We start from the raw sequence: 18,435 nt of genomic DNA, 5'->3' as shown, positions 1-18,435 counted from the left end.
CTAGAGTGATCTGATTACAAGAACAATCCTCTGGAGCCCGCGATGAGCGAAACGACCCAGCACCACCGTGCCTGTCATCTGTGCGAGGCCATCTGCGGCCTGACCATCGAAACCCGTGATGAGCAGATCGTCTCCATCAAGGGAGATCCTCAGGACAGTTTCAGTCGTGGCCACATCTGCCCCAAGGCCGTCGCATTGCAGGACATCCAGAACGATCCTGATCGCCTGCGCCACCCGATGCGACGAGTGGGCAACGAGTGGCAGGCAATTGAGTGGGATGAAGCCTTTTCGCTGGTAGCCGAACGATTCGCCGGGATTCGCGAGCGCCACGGCAACAATGCGGTGGCGGTTTATCAGGGCAACCCCAGCGTGCACAACTACGGGCTGATGACGCACAGCAACTATTTTCTGGGCCAGCTGAAAACCCGCAATCGCTTCTCAGCCACCTCGGTCGATCAGCTGCCTCACCATCTGACCAGTCTGATGATGTATGGCCACGGCCTGCTGATCCCGATTCCAGACATCGATCACACCGATTTCATGCTGATACTGGGCGGTAACCCGCTAGCATCCAATGGGAGCATCATGACCGTCCCGGATGTGGAAAAACGTCTGAAGGCATTGCAGGCGCGCGGCGGCAAGCTGGTGGTGGTCGATCCGCGTCGTAGCGAAACCGCTGCCATTGCCGATCAACACGTATTCGTCCGTCCAGGTGAAGATGCGGCGCTGCTTTTTGGTGTGCTCAGTACGCTTTTCGACGAAGACCTGACGCGTGCCACCCATCTTCCCGTGGCGGGCCTGGATGAGCTCAGGGCGGCGGTGAAGCCGTTCACTGCCGAAGCGATGGGGCCACGCTGCGGCGTGCCGGCTGCTCAGATCCGGCAACTGGCGCGGGATTTCGCTGCGGCGGACAAAGCGGTCTGCTACGGCCGGATGGGCGTCTCGACCCAGGCGTTCGGCACGCTATGCCAGTGGTTGGTGCAGTCGATCAACCTAGTCACCGGCAACCTGGATCGGGTTGGCGGCGCGTTGTGCACGGAGCCGGCGGTGGATCTCGTGGCAAACACCTCGGGCGGACATTTCAACCGCTGGCAGAGCCGGGTGTCGGGACTGCCGGAATACGGCGGCGAGCTGCCTGTTTCAGCGCTGGCCGAGGAGATGCTGACCGAAGGGGATGGGCAGATTCGCGTGCTGGTGACGGTAGCCGGCAATCCGGTGCTTTCAACACCCAACGGGCGCAAGCTGGAGCAGGCGCTCGACGGCCTGGAGTTCATGCTCAGCGTGGATTTCTACATCAATGAAACCACCCGCTACGCCGATCTGATCCTGCCGCCGACCGCGCCGTTGGAGCATGATCATTACGACACCACTTTCAACACGTTCGCCGTGCGTAACGTTACTCGCTTCAACGAGCCGGTCCTCAGCAAGCCGGAGGGTGCGCTGCATGACTGGGAAATTTTCATCGGCCTTGCCAAGGCGTTCGCGTCGCGTACCGGTGGCGATCTCAAACCCACCGTCGCGCCAGAACAGATGATCGATCGTGGCCTGCGTGCCGGCCCTTATGGCGAGAAAAGCGAACTGGACTTGAGTCTTTCCCGGCTGCGCGACTATCCGCACGGGCTTGATCTCGGTCCACTGAAGCCCAATCTGGCCGGGCGACTGAAAACCGATGGCCAGCGCGTTCAGGCGGCGCCCCCGCTGTTCCTCGGTGATCTGCAGCGTTTTGCTGCGTCGATCGCCGTGCCGGCCGATAAGCTCGTCCTGATAGGCCGGCGTCATGTGCGCAGCAATAACTCCTGGATGCACAACTACCACCGGTTGGTGAAGGGCAAGCCGCGCCATCAGCTGCTGATGAATCCGGCTGATCTGAGCCGGCTGGGGCTGCTTGACGGTCAGCGCGTGCGGGTACGCTCGCGGGTCGGCATGATCGAAGTTGAAGTGGCTGTCAGCGACGAGATGATGCCCGGTGTGGTCAGCCTGCCCCATGGCTGGGGCCATGGTCGTCCCGGTGCGCAGCTGGAGATTGCCAATCGCCAGCCGGGTGCCAGTGCCAACGACCTCACCGACGAGCGTCAGCTCGATGCCTTGTCTGGAAACGCAGCACTTAACGGCGTACCGGTGGAGGTAGAGGCGGCGTAACTGCAGTTATTGGGGATGGCGAGTGGTTTGCCATCCTCCAAGCCAACATTTTGAACAGCCTGAGCTGGTAGCGACCCGCGATTCGCGTGGACGCTCCTTGTACGCAGAAGGTCATGCCGGCGGTCGATCAATGTTGGCTCACACCGGTGTGCAACACCCGGTCACCGAATTCTCGGTAAACACCACCCAAGCAGAGCAAAGTCACCGAAACAGTCTGTACTGAAGGATGTCCAAAAACGCATCCCCTGCAGTCGAGGTTTCCATGACCCAGCTCTTCCAGCCGCTGACCTTGCGCCAGCTGACCCTGCCCAATCGTATTGCCGTATCGCCCATGTGTCAGTACTCGGCCAAGGCCGGGATGGCCAACGATTGGCATCTGGTCCACCTGGGTAGCCGCGCTGTGGGTGGGGCAGGGCTGGTGATCATCGAGGCGACTGCTGTTTCGGCCAATGGACGGATTTCACCCGAGGATCTAGGCATATGGTCGGATGAGCACATTGAGCCGCTGCGGCGAATCACACGCTTCATCGAGGCTCAGGGCTCGGTCGCAGGGATTCAGCTGGCTCATGCCGGCCGCAAGGCCAGCACCTGGCAGCCCTGGCTTGGGCGGCATGGCAGCGTCCCCATCGCCGCCGGAGGCTGGACGCCGGTAGGTCCGTCGACCATTGCCTTCGACCCGGAACATGCAGTGCCAACCGCGCTCGACGAGGCGGGGATTCGGGATGTCATTCAGGCGTTTATTCGTGCCGCCGAGCGTTCACTCGCGGCTGGCTTCAAGATTGCCGAAATACACGCGGCCCACGGCTACTTGCTGCATCAGTTCCTTTCACCGCTGTCCAATCAGCGCCAGGATGCCTATGGCGGCTCGTTTGAAAACCGCATCCGGCTGCTACTGGAAGTAACCGAGGCGGTAAGGTCGGTATGGCCGGAAGAGTTGCCGCTGTTCGTTCGCCTGTCCGCAACCGACTGGGTCCAGGATGGATGGAACTCGGAAGAAACCGTTGAGCTGGCGCGCCGGCTGAAGACGCTGGGCGTCGACATGATCGACGTATCGTCCGGCGGCACGGCAGTCAACGCGGAAATCCCGGTTGGGCCGGGCTACCAGACCCAGTTCGCCGAGCAGGTCCGCCGTGAAGCGGGTATCGCCACCGGCACCGTCGGCATGATCACCGAGGCGGTCCAAGCCGAACACATTCTGCGCACCGGCCAAGCCGACCTGATCCTGCTGGCCCGTGAGCTGCTGCGTGATCCGTACTGGCCGCTGCATGCCGCCGAAGATCTGCGTGACAGCTCGGTGCCTTGGCCTGCCCAGTATGTGCGTGCGGCCCACCGCAACACGCCGATCCGGCAGGTTCCCGATTCGCTCGATTAACCTCTCCATTCGTAAGCAGGAAACACCATGAAAGCCTCCGGTTTGCTCGATCAGCTGCTCAAGTCTGGGCAGGACCTTCTACAAAAACAGCAGAACTCCGTTACGCCTCCAGGCGCTCCCAAGGGCAGCAGCAGCGGCTCGCTCGGTGACCTGCTTTCCGGCGCAGGCGGACCATTTGGCAGCTTGCTCGGAGGTGCGGGCGGCGGTGGAAAAGGCGCGCTGACCACCGGCGCGCTTGGCATGTTGCTCGGTAGCCGACGGGGGCGTCGCATGGGTGGCAAGGCGGTCACTTATGGCGGCTTGGCCGCGCTCGGCATGCTGGCCTACAAAGCCTACGGCAACTGGCAGGCACAACAGGCGCAGCAGGGTGGGGCCAGGGTGAATCAGCCGAACCCTGTTCAGACTGAGCCAAAGACAGTCGACCGGCTGCCACCCGAGCAAGTGGAAGAGCACAGCCGGGGCATCCTCAAGGCGCTGGTCGCTGCGGCTAAAGCCGACGGACACGTCGACGAGCAGGAACGCAAGATGATCGAGGCTGAACTGGCCCAGCTCACTGATGACCCAGCTTTGCAGCATTGGCTTGAAGCCGAGCTGAACAAACCACTCGATCCGGTAGACGTCGCCGCTGCTGCTACCACGCCCGAAATGGCGTCGGAGATGTACATCGCCAGCGTGCTGATGGTCGATGAAGAGCAGTTCATGGAGCGTGCCTACCTGGACGAACTGGCCCGCCAGTTGAAACTCGATGCGGGGCTGAAGGCCGAGCTGGAAAGCCAAGTGCGCGGCGTTTCCGCATGACTGCATGCGGGGCGGTTACTGGGCCGCCTCCGCTCGTTCCTAAACTAAGCCCGCTTGACTTTTGCCGCTCCGGCGGTCCCGTTTGGGCTGTCAGCAGCAGCCTGCTGCGCTATAATCGCCGGCTTTTCGCAACGTCCGATTGAGAGCTGCCGACCTATGGAAATCAACCCGATCCTCAACAGCATCAAGGACCTGTCCGACCGCACCCAGTCAATTCGGGGGTATCTTTGACTACGATCAGAAGCATGATCGTCTTGTTGAAGTAAACCGCGAACTCGAAGACCCGAACGTCTGGAACAAACCTGAGTACGCCCAGAACCTGGGCCGCGAGCGCGCCACCCTGGCGCAGATCGTCGAAACCATCGACGATCTCGAAGGTGGACTGGCCGACTCCCGCGACCTGCTCGACATGGCTGTCGAAGAAGACGACCAGAGCGCCGTAGACGACGTCGCGGCCGAGCTGGAGCGTCTGCGTGGCATCCTGGAGGGGCTGGAATTCCGCCGCATGTTCAGCGGCGAAATGGACCCGAACAACTGCTACCTGGATATCCAGGCCGGTTCCGGCGGCACCGAGGCGCAGGACTGGGCCAACATACTTCTGCGCATGTACCTGCGCTGGGCCGACAAGCGCGGTTTCAGTGCCGAGATCGTCGAACTCTCCGAAGGTGAAGTCGCCGGCATCAAGGGCGCTACCGTCCACATCAAGGGCGAATACGCCTTTGGCTGGTTGCGCACCGAGATCGGTGTGCACCGCCTGGTGCGTAAGAGTCCATTCGACTCTGGAGCGCGCCGCCACACCTCGTTTTCGGCAGTGTTCGTCTCCCCTGAGATCGACGACAGGGTTGAGATCGAGATCAATCCGGCCGACCTGCGCATCGACACCTACCGCTCCTCCGGTGCCGGTGGTCAGCACGTCAACACCACCGACTCGGCAGTACGTATCACCCACGTACCGACGAACACCGTGGTGGCTTGTCAGAACGAGCGTTCCCAGCACGCCAACAAGGACACTGCCATGAAAATGCTGCGGGCCCGGTTGTACGAGCAGGAGATGCAGAAGCGCAATGCGGCCTCTCAGGCCCTTGAAGACACCAAGTCCGATATCGGCTGGGGTCATCAGATCCGTTCCTATGTGCTAGACGATTCGCGCATCAAGGATCTGCGTACTGGCGTGGAACGTAGCGATTGCCACAAGGTGCTGGACGGCGACATCGACCAGTACCTCGAAGCCAGCCTCAAGCAAGGGCTTTAACGCTACTGAGTTGGGCCAACGCGGTTGGGCTGGTGCGGAACGCCGCCCAGCCCACCCAACTCGAGTTCCAAGTGTCCAGCTGTAGGGTGGGCGTCAGCCCACCAAAATAGGGGCAGGCCATGGTGGGCTGACGTGAAACGCCCTCCAACACACCCTTCCCGGGATTCATTCATTCGATCCAGGCATTTTTAAACCATGAGCGAACAACCGCTGAACCAGCATGCCATCCACGAGGAAGAAAACAGCCTGATCCTTCAGCGCAAGGAAAAACTGGCTGCCGAACGCGCCAAGGGCGACGTTTTCCCCAATGACTTCCGTCGCGACAGCTACTGCAACGACCTGCAGCTGAAGTACGTCGACAAGACCAAGGAAGAGCTGGCCGAAGCGGCGATCCCGGTGAAGGTGGCCGGACGCATCATGCTTAACCGTGGCGCGTTCATGGTGCTGCAGGATATGACCGGGCGCATCCAGGTCTACGTCAACCGCAAGACGTTGCCGGCCGAGACGCTGGAAGCCATCAAGCATTGGGATCTGGGCGACATCATTGCCGCCGAAGGCACGCTGGCGCGTTCCGGCAAGGGTGACCTCTATGTCGAGATGACCGACGTACGGCTGCTGACCAAATCGTTGCGTCCGCTGCCGGACAAGCACCACGGCCTGACCGATACCGAGCAACGCTATCGCCAGCGCTACGTCGACCTGATCGTCAACGAAGAAACCCGCCACACCTTCCGTGTGCGTTCGCAGGTGATCGGCCACATCCGCAAGTTCCTCAACGAGCGCGACTTCCTCGAAGTGGAAACGCCGATGCTGCAGACCATCCCCGGTGGCGCCGCGGCCAAACCGTTCGAGACCCACCACAACGCGCTGGACCTGCCGATGTTCCTGCGCATCGCCCCTGAGCTCTACCTCAAGCGCCTGGTGGTCGGTGGCTTCGAGCGAGTCTTCGAGATCAACCGCAACTTCCGTAACGAAGGCGTTTCGACCCGGCACAACCCCGAGTTCACCATGCTCGAGTTCTACCAGGCCTATGCCGATTACGAAGACAACATGGACCTCACCGAAGAGCTGTTCCGTGAACTGGCGCAGCTGGTCCTGGGTAGCACCGACGTGCCGTACGGCGACAAGCTGTTCCACTTCGGCGAGCCCTTTGCACGGCTGTCCGTGTTCGACGCGATCCTGAAATTCAATCCCGAGATCAGCGCTGCCGACCTGCAGGATGTCGACACCGCCCGCGCCATCGCCAAGAAAGCCGGCGCCAAGGTGCTCGGTTTCGAAGGGCTGGGCAAGCTGCAGGTGATGATTTTCGAGGAGCTGGTCGAGCACAAGCTGGAGCAGCCAACCTTCATCACCCGTTATCCGTTCGAAGTCTCGCCGCTGGCGCGTCGTAGCAACGACGATCCGAACGTCACTGATCGCTTCGAGTTGTTCATTGGCGGCCGCGAGATCGCCAACGCCTATTCCGAGTTGAACGATGCCGAGGATCAGGCCGAGCGCTTCCACGCGCAGGTCCGTGACAAGGACGCCGGTGACGACGAAGCCATGCATTTCGATGCCGACTTCGTCCGCGCCCTGGAATACGGCATGCCGCCGACAGCAGGTGAAGGTATCGGCATCGACCGTCTGGTCATGCTGCTGACCAACTCACCATCGATCCGCGACGTGATCCTGTTCCCGCACATGCGTCCCGAGATCTGATCAGCGCACTCAGCCGCCCGGCGAATGGGTCGGGCGGCTGTCATCCCTGAGCTGCGATCTGACTGCGGCGAAGGGTAGGCGGAGGACCCCGCCGTGGTCATGCCCAGCCTGATATGGCAAGGCGTGGGTAAGCCAGATCGCGGTTTCGGCTGGTTCAGATTGCTTGAGGTCGGCCGACACACTCCATACGTCCAGCAGGCTGTTCGCGAACCGGGCACGGAATGCCAGGGTCCGCTGGTGTATAAGTTGAAGGCTATGGCTCATCACTGACGAGGTACGGATGAATACCCGTAACAACCTGGATGAATACCAGCTTACGGTGCGCGGTCTGTCCGAACGTATCGTCGAAGCGCAAACCCCGCTGCGCGTGCTTGATGCAGTGAAATGGGACGACAGCATTCGCCAAGGTTTTTTTGCCGCTGGCGCCCGTGAGCTGCCTCAAGTCGACCGTGCTTACTACGAAGGCCGTCCGCTTGGCTTTGATTCCAGCGCCAAGAAGGAAGAGTTCCAGAACATCGAACGCGACATCACCCGTCAACTGGGCCAGTTCAACCCGGTCGGGCAGATCATGCGGCGCATGTGCAAGGAATACCGGATGGTGATCCGCATGCTCGAAGCACGCGGCACTGCAGATTTCGGCCTGATTTCCCAGGAGCTTTACGGCGCCGCTTCTGACGCCTTTCATGCTGGTGACCCGACGCTCGCCGACCTCGGTCTGATGCTGTCCGACTACCTGAACAACATCGCTGACCGCGGGGACCTGAAGGACGAAGCCAAAGTCCTTAGCGCACCTCAGGCGGTGGACTTGCTGCAACGCCGGCTGGATCTGGTGTTTGGCGAGGGTGAAGGCGTGATTCGCGTATTCGAATCAGATGGCATTCTTGCCGATGCCGCCGCCGGCGCTGATTACATCAAGATCCGCAGCGATGCGATGTTCAACGAGCGCGACGTTCGTGCGCTGGAGGTCCACGAGGGGCTGGTCCATGTCGGCACCACGCTTAACGGGCAGAACCAGCCGATCTGCACCTTCCTGGCCAAGGGCCCGCCGTCCTCAACCGTGACTCAGGAAGGCCTGGCAATCCTGATGGAGGTCATCGCTTTCGCCTCCTACCCGACGCGCCTGCGCAAGCTCACCAACCGTACCCGTGCTATCCACATGGCGGAAGAGGGCGCGGATTTTCTTGATGTGTTCGGTTTTTTCCGCGAGCAGGGCTATTCCGACGACGATAGCTACGGCAATGCCAGTCGCGTGTTCCGCGGCTCGTCTCCCGATGGCTTGCCCTTCACCAAGGACCTGTCCTACCTGAAGGGTTTCATCATGATCTACAACTACATCCAGCTGGCGGTGCGTAAGGGCAAGCTGGAACAGATCCCGCTGTTGTTCTGCGGCAAGACCACGCTGGAAGACATGCGGACCCTGCGCCAACTGGTCGAGGAGGGCATGGTGGCGCCGCCGAAGTACCTGCCGCAGCAGTTCCAGGACCTGAACGCGCTGTCTGCATGGATGTGCTTCTCTAACTTCCTCAATCACCTGAGCCTGGACCGCATCGAGGCGGATTACGCCAATATCATTTGATGGACACGCAAAAAAAAGGCCGGAGCATCTGCTCCGGCTTTTTTATTTCGGCGCGGTTCGATCAGAACAGCGTGTTCGGCAGATAGGTCGCGATCTCGGGGAACAGCATGATGATGCCCATGCCGATGATGTTGACGATCACGAAGGGAATTACCGACCAGTAGATGTCCTTCATGGTGATGCCGGGCGGGACGATGCCTTTCAGGTAGAAGAGGTTGAACCCGAACGGCGGCGTCATGTAACCGATCTCCATGTTGATCACGAACAGCACGCCGAACCAGATCGGATCGAAGCCGAGTGAAGCGACGATCGGCAGGAACACCGGCAGAGTGATCAGCATGATGCCGACGGGATCGAGCAACATGCCCATGACGAAGACGATCGCCATCATGACGATGATGATGGCCCAGCGGCCACCCGGCAGGTCCATCATCAGGCCTTCTATCAGCGACTGCGCGCCCATGCCCTGATAGGCCGAGCTGAATGCGTGAGCCGCGAACAGGATCCAGGCGATCATGCCGGTCAGCTTGAACGTGCGGATAGCGGCTTCCTGCAGGACCGGCCAGTTCAGCTTGCGATAGACCGCCGCGGAGATCAGCGCACCGAACACGCCCATCGCGGCCGCCTCGGTCGGGGTCGTCAAACCACCGATGATCGATCCGAGCACCATGACAACGATGCCGATCGGAAGCAGCACGGCACGTATCGCGCGTAGCTTGTCGCCCCAACTGCCTCGCTCTTCCTTGGGTAGTGCAGGTGCCAGATGGGGCTGCAGGAACGAGCGCACCAACACGTAGGTGACCGTCAGCCCCACCAGCAACAGGCCCGGCAGGACGCCGGCGGCGAACATCTTGCCGACCGACTGACCGCTGATCATGGCGTAGAGAATCATCATGATGCTTGGCGGAATCAGAATGCCCCAGCCGCCGCCGGTGTTGATGCAGCCGAGTACCATGCGCTTGTCATAGCCGCGTTCGAGCATGGCCGGCAGGGCAATGGTGCCCATCGCCACGACCGCCGCGCCGCTGATGCCGACCATGGCACCGAACACCGCGCAGATCCCCAGCGTGCCGATTGCCAGCCCGCCCCGCATGCCGCCACACCACAGGTGCATCATGCGATAGAGGTCGCGCGCCACCCCGGTTCGTTCGAGCAGCATGGCCATGAACACGAACAGCGGGATGGCCACCAGGGTGAAGCTTTCCATGGTGCCCCACATCTGCGAAGCGACCATGTAGAAGGCGTCGACGCCCCAGGTGAAATAAAGGAACAGCACCGAGACACCGCCCAGCACGAAGGCCAGCGGCAGCCCAAGTACGAGAAAGAAGACCAGCGTCAGAAAGAACAGCAACGTGGTGATTTCGATGCTCATGGCGCATCCCCCGCGTGGCCGGTATCGCTGGCCGATTCACGGCCCAAGGCAATCAGAATGTCCTGCAAGAGCTTGGCAATGCCCTGCAGCAACAACAGCAAGGTGCCGAGCGGAATCATCGCCTTGATCGGCCAGATCGGCGGATTCCAGGCGGAGTAGGAGGTTTCCATGCCTTGAACCGACTCCCAGGCCATGGAGCTGCCGAAATACAGCAGCGCGGCCATAAACAGAAAAAACATACTGGAGGTGAAGATATCGACCCAAGCGCGTGTGCGAGGACTGAATGAGGCGTAGAGCAGGTCCACGTTGACGTGGTCACGGTGCGCCATTACGTAACCGCCGGACAGCACCACATAAGCGCCGAACAACATCTGTCCGAATTCGTTGGTCCAGGAGGTCGGGCTCGAGAACAGGTAGCGCATGAACACTTCGAGCAGCAGCAGCGCGAAGATAAGAAAGATCAGGTAGGCCACCCAGCGGCCGATGAATTCGTTGAGCCGGGTGATGCCGTTTATGTAGGCATGGATCAGGCGCATGACGGGCCCCACGAGCAAGGATTGAGCGAATCGCACCCCCGGCGCGTGACCGCGTCGGGGGTGGGTCAGGCGAGGGGGTTACTGGTAACCGAGGTCACTGAGGAAGGTCTTTAGCTTTTGCAAGGCTTCAGCCGACTTGTCGCTACGCTTGCCTTCTTCTTCCCAGGTCTTTTTCGCGACTTCACGAAGCCGCGCCTGGACGTCATCCGGCAGTACGTTGACCGTTACGCCCTGCTCCTTGATGGCCTTCTGCAAGGCGATCTGTTCCTGGTACAGGTACTCGTTGGTGCGATACCAGAACTGCTCATCGAGAATCTGCTTGACGATTTCCTGGTCGCGCTCGGAAAGCTTGTCCAGCGCTTTCTGGCTGATGATGATCACATCGGTGCCGGCGATGTTCAGTGCGGGTCGCACATGATTCTTTGCCACTTCGTAGAAGCTCATGCTTGCAGCGCCCTGGACCGCACCCCAATGGGCACCATCAACCACGCCCGTATCGAGCGCCGGGTAGAGTTCACCGCCAGGCAGATAGGTGGTCGAAGCGCCAGCCTCGTCGAGAAACTTCTGCAGCGCACCGGATGAGCGGATCTTCAGCTTGGTGAAGTCTTCCCAGCTGTTGATTGGCTTCTTCACCACCATCTCGGTTGGGTAGACCTTATCGGTCGACCAATAGACGCCGTGTTGCGCGGCTTCCTCACGGAGCATGTCTTCGAAGCCCATCTGTTTATGGAAGTACGCGGCCTCCCAGACATTCTGGAAGGCGAAGGGCAGGCCGGAGGCGATCCCGGCGAGGGTCATCTTGTCCTGCGCGTAGCCGGGAGAGATGGTGCCCATCTGGACGATGCCGCGGCTGACGGCATTGAAGGTTTCCTGGGGTTTGAACAGCGCGCCGGATTCGAACAACTGCAACTGCAGACGCCCGTCGGTGCGCCGCTCGATTTCATTCTTGAGTCTGACAAGGCTGTCTTGGTAGGAGCTGCTGGCGCTCGGCCAATGCGATTGCACGCGCCATTTGGTGACGTCCTGTGCGGCAGCCATCTGCGGAGCCATGGCAGAGACCGCCATCGCTAACAAACCGGCGGGAACGAGTAGCTTTTTGAGCATGGATTTCATAACGCGTCCTCTTGTTGTAATTGTCTGGCTGAGGCCATCTTTGTATCACGTGCGTCGCATGCTTGTTTCGCACAGCAGAACTGGCTTTTGCAAAGCTGATCGAAAGCTAACATAGCGCGGCGCTTTTTCAAGCGCTAGCAGAAGGCTATCGCTGCCTTTCTCGATAACAGGTCCGGTGTGCAGCGACTGATTGATCGCGGTCTGTCCAGCAAAGGTTGAGCTTAGACGGTTCTGTTTGTGGGACATCATAATTCTGCCTGATGGAACTGGATTCCGAATTGACTCAGCGTTTCCTGCATGCCAGCTTCAAAAGAAGAGGACTCCCCACAAAAACAATCGAGAGGACTCGTCATGCGCCTCGACGCAAGAGACATCCAGACGCAAGGTCCACGCTCCGGTTCTGCAGCTGCCGGTGGCTATGCGGTAGTGACACGATGAACGGGCAGGAAACGGAGCTGCCGGTCGATGACAGCCGGACCAACCATTTGCCCATCAATGGAGGCAGCGACCTGCCTGGCTTTCATCAGGTGCTTGGCTATCGTCAGGTGTCCTGGACCGAAGACGAAGCCGTGATCGAGCTCGATGTGCAGGCCTGTCATCTGAATATGGCCGGCGTGCTTCATGGCGGCGTGATCACGTCGCTGTTGGACGTGGTGCTCGCGGAGGCTGGCACCTATTGCCCTTATCCGGGACGTGTTCGCAAGGCCATCACCCTGGTGCTCAACACCACCTTTACCGGCCAATGCGCGGGTGGTGTGGTACGCGCCATTGGTCGGCGACGCGCCGGTGGAACACGCATTTTCAACAGCTCGGGTGAGGTGCGCGACGCAGACGATCGCTTGTTGGCGATTGGCGAGGCGACCTTCCGGCTACGCTCTGGCAGCGAGCAGGCGCAAGGCGTGCCTATGGATTTCCTCGTGCCCAACAACAAGAAGGAAGACGGCGATGTATGAACTGACCGGCAAGGCGCTGGAACTCCAGCAGCAACTCACGGCGTTCATGGATGAACATATCTACCCGAACGAACACGTCTTTCACGAGCAGGTCGCCACCGCCAGCAACCGCTGGGCACCACCGCCGATCCTCGAGGAATTGAAGCTCAAGGCCCGAGCGCAAGGCTTGTGGAATCTGTTCCTGCCGGAAAGCGAACATGGCGCCGGACTGACCAATTTCGAGTACGCGCACCTCTGCGAAATCATGGGTCGCTCCCATGTCGCCGCCGAAGTGTTCAACTGCTCGGCGCCGGATACCGGCAACATGGAAGTGCTGGCGCGCTACGGCACGCCAGAGCAGCAGGAACAGTGGCTCAAGCCGCTGCTCAACGGCGAGATTCGCTCCTGCTTCTCCATGACCGAACCCGAGGTGGCGTCATCCGACGCGACCAACATTGCGTGCGAGATCCGTCGCGAAGGCGACGAGTATGTGATCAACGGGCAGAAGTGGTGGTCGTCGGGCGCAATGACCACCACCTGCAAGATCGCCATCGTCATGGGCAAGACCGATCCGTCGGCCGAGCGGCATCGGCAACAGTCGATGATACTCGTGCCGCTGGACACCCCTGGCGTCGAGATCGTCCGCGCGCTGAACGTCTTTGGTTACGACCATGCGCCTCATGGCCATGCCGAAATTCATTACAACAATGTCCGTGTGCCGGCCAGCAACATGCTGCTCGGTGAAGGTCGCGGCTTCGAAATAGCCCAGGGGCGGCTCGGTCCAGGCCGCATCCACCATTGCATGCGGACCATCGGCGTGGCCGAGCGGGCCTTGCAGGCCATGTGTGAGCGGGTGCATTCGCGTGTCGCGTTTGGCAAGCCGCTGGCTGACTACGATTCGATACGCAAGGACATCGCCCGATCGCGTATCGAGATCGAGCAAACCCGTCTGCTGACGCTGAAGGCTGCACGCATGATGGACACCGTTGGCAACAAGGTGGCACGTCAGGAGATCGCGATGATCAAGGCCGCTGCACCAAGCATGGCGCTGCGGGTGCTGGACCGCGCGATTCAGGTTCATGGCGCCAAGGGTGTCAGCCAGGACAGCTTCCTCGCGGCGGCCTGGGCGCACCAGCGGACCCTGCGGCTGGCCGATGGCCCGGACGAGGTGCACCTGGACACCATCGCCAAGCTGGAACTGAAGAACTACGCCAGCAAGCGCTGAGCCCCACCAAAACAACAAGAAGGATGCCGTCCGATGACCAATCCATTATTCGACCTGTCTGGAAAAGTGGCGCTGATCACGGGTTCTACCCGCGGGATCGGTCGCTCCATCGCTGAAGAAATGGCTCGTTGCGGCGCGCGGGTGGTGATTTCCAGCCGCAAGGCCGACGCCTGCGAAGCGGTGGCTGACGAGCTGAACGCGGCTGGCTTCGAGGCCATCGCCGTGCCGTGCCATGTCGGTCGCAAGGAAGACCTGCAACGGCTGGTGGACACCACCATGCAGACCTGGGGGCGCATTGATGTGTTGGTCTGCAATGCGGCCACCAACCCGGTTTACGGACCCACCAGCGAGCTGACCGACGACGCCTGGGACAAGATCATGGACACCAACGTCAAGGGCACTTTCTGGCTGTCCAACATGGTGCTGCCGCAAATGGCCGAGCGCGGCGAAGGGGCGGTGATCATGCTTTCCAGCATCGCTGGGTTGCGTGGCAACACGGTGATTGGCACCTATGGTGTGTCCAAGGCTGCCGAAGCGGCTCTGGCGCGCAATCTCGCGGCGGAGTGGGGGCCGAAGGGCATCCGCGTCAACGCCATCGCGCCGGGGTTGGTGCGTACCGACTTCGCCAAGGCGTTGCTCGATGATCCGGAGCGGGTCCGCCACGCCGCCGAAAACACGCCGCTGCGCCGTATCGGGGAGCCGGTGGATATCGCCGGTCTCGCGGTTTTCCTGGCGGTGCCCGCCAGTGCCTACATCACCGGGCAGGTGATCGTCGCCGATGGTGGCGAAACTGCATGCTGAGGACTCGTCGATGAATGAACCCGAGTTGATCGACGTTCTGCCGGCGCATCGTTTTGATGAGGCGGCGCTGGCTCAATACCTTCGGCAGCAGCTCCCCGAATTGGGCCCCGAGCTAAAGGTTCGGCAGTTCCAGGGCGGCCAGTCCAACCCCACCTACCTTCTGGAAAGCGCCGGGCGCCGTTACGTGCTGCGCAAGAAGCCGCCGGGCAAAGTGCTGCCCTCGGCGCATATGGTCGAACGCGAATACAAGGTAATCCGTGCGTTGGCCGAACACAGCAGCGTGCCGGTGCCCTCGGTGTACCTGCTGTGCGAAGACGAAAGCATAATCGGCACGGCGTTCTATCTGATGGACCATGTCGAAGGACGAATTTTCAGCCATCCGGCGTTGGACGAAATGCCGGCCGCCGAACGCAAACCGATCCACCTGGCGGCTATCGATACGCTGGCTGCGCTGCATCAGGTCGACGTCGAGGCCGCGGGGTTGAGCGATTACGGCAAGGCCCAGGGCTATTTCGCCCGTCAGGTGAAACGCTGGTCCGGCCAGTATCAGGCGTCACGGACCGGCGACATGCCGGCGATGGAAAATCTGATGCAATGGCTGCCGGAGCAGGTCCCGCAGCGCGACGAATGCGCCATTGCCCATGGTGACTACCGCCTTGGCAATCTGATCTTCGCCCCGGGCGAGGCGAAGGTCGTGGCAATTCTGGATTGGGAGCTGTCCACCCTCGGCCATCCGCTGGCGGATCTCGCCTACTTCTGCCTGCCGTATCACCTGCCGGCTGGCGTCGACGGCCTGCGTGGTCTGGTCGGCATCGACCTGCGGGCGCAGGGCATTCCGTCCGAGCACGAGGTGCTGCAACGCTATTGCCTGAAGAGCGGGCGTGACGGTATCGACGATTGGCATGTGTTCGTGGCGTTTTCACTGTTCCGGCTTGCCGCGATTCTGCAGGGCGTGTATGCGCGAGCCCTGCAGGGCAATGCGAGCAATGCCGATGCGTTGCAGGTTGGCCAGCGCGCCGGTCTCCTGGCTGAGGCGGGCTGGCGGATCGCCCAGCGTGGCAACAGCGGGGTGGTGGCATGAGCAAAGCATTATTACGGCGCGTTCTTCTGACGAATGACGACGGTATCGCCGCGCCGGGCTTGGCACTGCTGGAGCGAATTGCTGCGCAGCTGGCGGAAGAGGTCTGGGTGGTGGCACCCGAGCACGACCAGAGTGGTACCGGTCAGGGCATCTCGGTCCACGCGCCGTTACGGGTCTATCACCATGGCGAGCGGCGCTTCGCTGTGTCTGGCACGCCGTCAGACTGCGTGATGTTTGCCATGGCCGAATGGCTGCAGGATGCGCCGCCCGATCTGGTGCTATCCGGCGTCAACAGCGGGGCGAACATCGGCGATTCGGTGCCTTATTCCGGCACCCTCGGCGCGGTGCTCAGTGCTGATCTGCTGGGCGTTCCGGCGATCGGACTGAGCCAGGCCTTCCTTGATCGCACCGCCATCGACTGGTCGGGCGTCGAGCGCTACGCCGCTGCCACTATCCGTGCGCTGTGGGCTCGTCGCGAAGAGAACGGCTGTTGCTGGAATGTGAATTTCCCGGCGTGCTCGGCTGACCTGGTAAGCCATCTGCGAATGACCCGCCAATCACAGGGCTCAATCACTCGGCCGCGGTTGCAGGCCGGTCATGACGGGCGCGGGCTGCCGTATTGGTGGCTTGGCTTCGAGCACTCATCGGCTCACCTCACAGACCCTGAACTCGACGTCGCAGCGTTACGCGAGAAGCGCATCGCCATTACCCCGCTGCGCGATACCCGTGCGTGGCTCGAGTGGGGCGAAGAATGGGCTGTGGCCGATCTGGCCATCAATTGTGATTCAGGAGTTCTGTAATGTTCACTCGTCATCATGCGGTCTGGCCTGACGATCTGCCCAAGCATTTGAGCGTGCCGGAAACCAGCCTGTTCACCAATCTCGAGATTTCGGCGCGACGTTTTCCGGACAAGCCCGCCATCGTCTATTACGACAGCCTGATCACCTACACCAAGCTGCTGCGAGAGGTGGAGGCGTTGGCCGGTTACCTTCAGCATCTGGGCGTGGCAAAAGGCGATCGGGTGCTGCTCTACATGCAGAACTCCCCGCAATTCACCGTCGCCTATTACGCGATTCTGCGTGCCGATGCGGTGGTGATCCCGGTCAACCCGATGAACCACAGCGCCGAGCTCGAGCACTATCTGCACGACACCGGCGCCGCCGTGTGCCTCTGTGGGCAGGAGCTGACCGGGTTCATTGCCCCGCTCGTGGGAACGGCGAACCTACGCCATGTCGTGGTCGCCGTGTATTCGGATTACGTGCGAGCGCCCACCGACCTGGCGCTGCCGGCTGAAGTGCAGGCTGCGGCGGTCACCCCGAGTTTCACGGGAGGCATCGGCTGGCGTGAGGCCCTCAATGCAGGCTACAGACCCGGCCCGCACACGGCCGGCCCGGACGACCTTTGCGTGTTCCCCTACAGCTCCGGCACCACCGGCGCGCCCAAGGGCTGCATGCACACCCACCGTTCGGCGATGGCGACCATCATTCATCGTGTGGTCTGGACCAACAGCACCAGCGAATCGGTAATCCTCGCGACGCTGCCGTATTTCCATGTGACCGGCATGCAGGGCGCCATGAGCGGGCCGATCTACAACGGCGGCACCGCCGTGATCATGACCCGCTGGGACCGCAAGGTTGCTGCGCAGCTGATCGAGCGGCACAAGGTCACCGGTTGGGTCAATATCGCCACCATGGCCATCGACTTTCTCTCCGATCCGGATCTGGAACGCTACGACCTGTCCAGCCTGGTCAGCGTTGGCGGCGGTGGCGCGGCGATGCCCAAAGCGGTGGAGGAAAAGCTGCATCGGCTTACCGGCCTGCGTTACATCGAAGGCTATGGGCTTTCCGAGACCATTGCCGCCACCCACATTAACCCGGTACCGCGACCCAAGGCGCAGTGCCTCGGGATTCCGGTCTTCGACGTCGACAGCCGCGTCATCGACCTGAACACCGGGCAGGAGCTTGGCCCGGATGAGGTGGGCGAGATCGTCAGCCGTGGGCCGCAGCTGTTCCAGGGGTACTGGAATCGTCCGGAAGAGACCGAGCGCGCGTTCATCGAACTGGACGGGCATAGGTTTTTCCGCACAGGTGATATGGGCTACTACGATGAAGAGGGCTATTTCTTCCTGGTCGACCGGGTCAAACGGATGATCAATGCCTCCGGATTCAAGGTCTGGCCGTCGGAGGTGGAAAGCCTGATGTACCGCCACCCGGCGATTCAGGAGTGCTGCGTCATCTCGCGGCCCGATCCCAAGCGTGGCGAGACCGTAAAGGCGTGCGTGGTGCTGCGTGACGGTGAGGCCGGGCAGGTCAGCGAGCAGGACATCATCGACTGGTGCAAGGCTGAGATGGCCGCCTACAAGGCGCCTGTGTACGTGGAGTTCGTCACCTCGTTGCCACGTTCCTCAACGGGCAAGCTGATGTGGCGTGCGCTGCAGGAAGAAGAAAACCGCAAACACGCCGTCAGTGCCGAACAGGCCTGACGGGCGAAAAGCAATTCCCCGCGCCGGCTGGCGCCGCCCAAACCAACGGAGCAGATGC

The 18,435-nt window shown here is 61.2% G+C and carries 16 protein-coding genes; 12 read left to right on the top strand and 4 right to left on the bottom strand.

The features are described 5' to 3' along the window. The first annotated feature begins 42 nt into the window (after window positions 1-42). From AAGW23_RS08580 to prfB, 4 genes are all read left to right on the top strand, one after another. Window positions 43-2,139: a molybdopterin oxidoreductase family protein gene (locus AAGW23_RS08580; RefSeq protein ID WP_342406050.1), complete on the top strand. Its 2,097-nt coding sequence runs from the start codon at window positions 43-45 to the stop codon at window positions 2,137-2,139. Between the two features lie 262 nt (window positions 2,140-2,401). Then, a complete protein-coding gene (locus AAGW23_RS08575; RefSeq protein WP_342406049.1) occupies window positions 2,402-3,511 on the top strand; it encodes an NADH:flavin oxidoreductase/NADH oxidase in 1,110 nt (369 codons plus the stop codon). Between the two features lie 27 nt (window positions 3,512-3,538). Further along, complete coding sequence (locus tag AAGW23_RS08570) at window positions 3,539-4,309, top strand: tellurite resistance TerB family protein (RefSeq protein WP_342406048.1); 771 nt, start codon at window positions 3,539-3,541, stop codon at window positions 4,307-4,309. A gap of 156 nt (window positions 4,310-4,465) precedes the next feature. Further along, a protein-coding gene (gene prfB, locus AAGW23_RS08565) for a peptide chain release factor 2 (RefSeq protein WP_342406047.1) occupies window positions 4,466-5,561 on the top strand; the annotation gives its coding sequence in 2 pieces (ribosomal slippage) (window positions 4,466-4,537 and window positions 4,539-5,561; 1,095 coding nt in all). Here prfB and AAGW23_RS08560 read toward each other — a convergent pair. After that, complete coding sequence (locus tag AAGW23_RS08560) at window positions 5,545-5,730, bottom strand: hypothetical protein (RefSeq protein ID WP_342406046.1); 186 nt, start codon at window positions 5,728-5,730, stop codon at window positions 5,545-5,547. The genes prfB and AAGW23_RS08560 overlap by 17 nt on opposite strands. A 26-nt stretch (window positions 5,731-5,756) precedes the next feature. On the opposite strand from AAGW23_RS08560, the gene lysS reads away from it, so the two are divergent. Both lysS and AAGW23_RS08550 read left to right on the top strand, forming a co-directional pair. After that, the gene (gene lysS / locus AAGW23_RS08555; RefSeq protein ID WP_102835949.1) at window positions 5,757-7,259 is read left to right on the top strand and encodes a lysine--tRNA ligase; all 1,503 of its coding nucleotides are present in this window, start codon (window positions 5,757-5,759) and stop codon (window positions 7,257-7,259) included. A gap of 280 nt (window positions 7,260-7,539) precedes the next feature. After that, window positions 7,540-8,835: a flavohemoglobin expression-modulating QEGLA motif protein gene (locus AAGW23_RS08550; RefSeq protein ID WP_342406045.1), complete on the top strand. Its 1,296-nt coding sequence runs from the start codon at window positions 7,540-7,542 to the stop codon at window positions 8,833-8,835. A gap of 61 nt (window positions 8,836-8,896) precedes the next feature. On the opposite strand, the gene AAGW23_RS08545 is transcribed toward AAGW23_RS08550, so the two are convergent. The 3 genes from AAGW23_RS08545 to dctP all read right to left on the bottom strand — a co-directional run bounded on the left by AAGW23_RS08545 (window position 8,897) and on the right by dctP (window position 11,856). Beyond that, on the bottom strand, window positions 8,897-10,207 hold the full coding sequence (locus AAGW23_RS08545; RefSeq protein ID WP_319298346.1) for a TRAP transporter large permease subunit: 1,311 nt from the start codon (window positions 10,205-10,207) through the stop codon (window positions 8,897-8,899). Continuing rightward, window positions 10,204-10,743, bottom strand: a complete 540-nt coding sequence (locus AAGW23_RS08540; RefSeq protein ID WP_342406044.1) for a TRAP transporter small permease subunit — start codon at window positions 10,741-10,743, stop codon at window positions 10,204-10,206. Before AAGW23_RS08540 ends, AAGW23_RS08545 begins: the two co-directional genes overlap by 4 nt. Window positions 10,744-10,821: 78 nt before the next feature. Further along, window positions 10,822-11,856: a TRAP transporter substrate-binding protein DctP gene (dctP, locus tag AAGW23_RS08535; RefSeq protein WP_342406043.1), complete on the bottom strand. Its 1,035-nt coding sequence runs from the start codon at window positions 11,854-11,856 to the stop codon at window positions 10,822-10,824. Between the two features lie 434 nt (window positions 11,857-12,290). Between dctP and AAGW23_RS08530 the strand changes: the two genes are divergently transcribed. Genes AAGW23_RS08530 through AAGW23_RS08505 form a run of 6 tightly spaced genes read left to right on the top strand, consistent with a single transcriptional unit; the run spans window position 12,291 to window position 18,377 of the window. Further along, a complete protein-coding gene (locus AAGW23_RS08530; RefSeq protein WP_342406042.1) occupies window positions 12,291-12,809 on the top strand; it encodes a PaaI family thioesterase in 519 nt (172 codons plus the stop codon). Continuing rightward, on the top strand, window positions 12,802-14,013 hold the full coding sequence (locus AAGW23_RS08525; RefSeq protein ID WP_342406041.1) for an acyl-CoA dehydrogenase family protein: 1,212 nt from the start codon (window positions 12,802-12,804) through the stop codon (window positions 14,011-14,013). Before AAGW23_RS08530 ends, AAGW23_RS08525 begins: the two co-directional genes overlap by 8 nt. Before the next feature lie 33 nt (window positions 14,014-14,046). Next, window positions 14,047-14,814 (top strand): SDR family oxidoreductase, encoded by a 768-nt coding sequence (locus tag AAGW23_RS08520; protein ID WP_342406039.1) that lies wholly within the window; start codon window positions 14,047-14,049, stop codon window positions 14,812-14,814. A 10-nt stretch (window positions 14,815-14,824) separates the two neighbouring features. After that, window positions 14,825-15,895, top strand: coding sequence for a phosphotransferase (locus tag AAGW23_RS08515; protein ID WP_342406038.1), 1,071 nt, complete (start codon window positions 14,825-14,827; stop codon window positions 15,893-15,895). Beyond that, window positions 15,892-16,695 carry a 5'/3'-nucleotidase SurE gene (gene surE / locus AAGW23_RS08510; protein ID WP_342406037.1) on the top strand — a complete coding sequence of 268 codons (804 nt, stop codon included), beginning with the start codon at window positions 15,892-15,894 and terminating at the stop codon, window positions 16,693-16,695. The genes AAGW23_RS08515 and surE overlap by 4 nt, the downstream gene beginning before the upstream one ends. Next, window positions 16,695-18,377: a long-chain fatty acid--CoA ligase gene (locus AAGW23_RS08505; RefSeq protein ID WP_342406036.1), complete on the top strand. Its 1,683-nt coding sequence runs from the start codon at window positions 16,695-16,697 to the stop codon at window positions 18,375-18,377. Before surE ends, AAGW23_RS08505 begins: the two co-directional genes overlap by 1 nt. Window positions 18,378-18,435: the final 58 nt, after the last annotated feature.

Origin of the sequence: Stutzerimonas chloritidismutans, from assembly GCF_038562055.1 — a bacterium.
Classification (GTDB): Bacteria; Pseudomonadota; Gammaproteobacteria; order Pseudomonadales; family Pseudomonadaceae; genus Stutzerimonas; species Stutzerimonas chloritidismutans_A.
The sequence above is the reverse complement of the archived record's forward strand: the minus strand, read 5'-3'. Positions and strand labels throughout refer to the sequence as shown.

Excerpts from the sequence above, each read along its gene's own strand:
- AAGW23_RS08580 (WP_342406050.1), top strand. The coding sequence starts at position 43 with ATGAGCGAAACGACCCAGCACCACCGTGCCTGTCATCTGTGCGAGGCC.
- AAGW23_RS08575 (WP_342406049.1), top strand. The coding sequence starts at position 2,402 with ATGACCCAGCTCTTCCAGCCGCTGACCTTGCGCCAGCTGACCCTGCCC.
- AAGW23_RS08570 (WP_342406048.1), top strand. The coding sequence starts at position 3,539 with ATGAAAGCCTCCGGTTTGCTCGATCAGCTGCTCAAGTCTGGGCAGGAC.
- AAGW23_RS08560 (WP_342406046.1), bottom strand. The coding sequence starts at position 5,730 with ATGAATCCCGGGAAGGGTGTGTTGGAGGGCGTTTCACGTCAGCCCACC.
- lysS (WP_102835949.1), top strand. The coding sequence starts at position 5,757 with ATGAGCGAACAACCGCTGAACCAGCATGCCATCCACGAGGAAGAAAAC.
- AAGW23_RS08550 (WP_342406045.1), top strand. The coding sequence starts at position 7,540 with ATGAATACCCGTAACAACCTGGATGAATACCAGCTTACGGTGCGCGGT.
- AAGW23_RS08545 (WP_319298346.1), bottom strand. The coding sequence starts at position 10,207 with ATGAGCATCGAAATCACCACGTTGCTGTTCTTTCTGACGCTGGTCTTC.
- AAGW23_RS08540 (WP_342406044.1), bottom strand. The coding sequence starts at position 10,743 with ATGCGCCTGATCCATGCCTACATAAACGGCATCACCCGGCTCAACGAA.
- dctP (WP_342406043.1), bottom strand. The coding sequence starts at position 11,856 with ATGAAATCCATGCTCAAAAAGCTACTCGTTCCCGCCGGTTTGTTAGCG.
- AAGW23_RS08530 (WP_342406042.1), top strand. The coding sequence starts at position 12,291 with ATGAACGGGCAGGAAACGGAGCTGCCGGTCGATGACAGCCGGACCAAC.
- AAGW23_RS08525 (WP_342406041.1), top strand. The coding sequence starts at position 12,802 with ATGTATGAACTGACCGGCAAGGCGCTGGAACTCCAGCAGCAACTCACG.
- AAGW23_RS08520 (WP_342406039.1), top strand. The coding sequence starts at position 14,047 with ATGACCAATCCATTATTCGACCTGTCTGGAAAAGTGGCGCTGATCACG.
- AAGW23_RS08515 (WP_342406038.1), top strand. The coding sequence starts at position 14,825 with ATGAATGAACCCGAGTTGATCGACGTTCTGCCGGCGCATCGTTTTGAT.
- surE (WP_342406037.1), top strand. The coding sequence starts at position 15,892 with ATGAGCAAAGCATTATTACGGCGCGTTCTTCTGACGAATGACGACGGT.
- AAGW23_RS08505 (WP_342406036.1), top strand. The coding sequence starts at position 16,695 with ATGTTCACTCGTCATCATGCGGTCTGGCCTGACGATCTGCCCAAGCAT.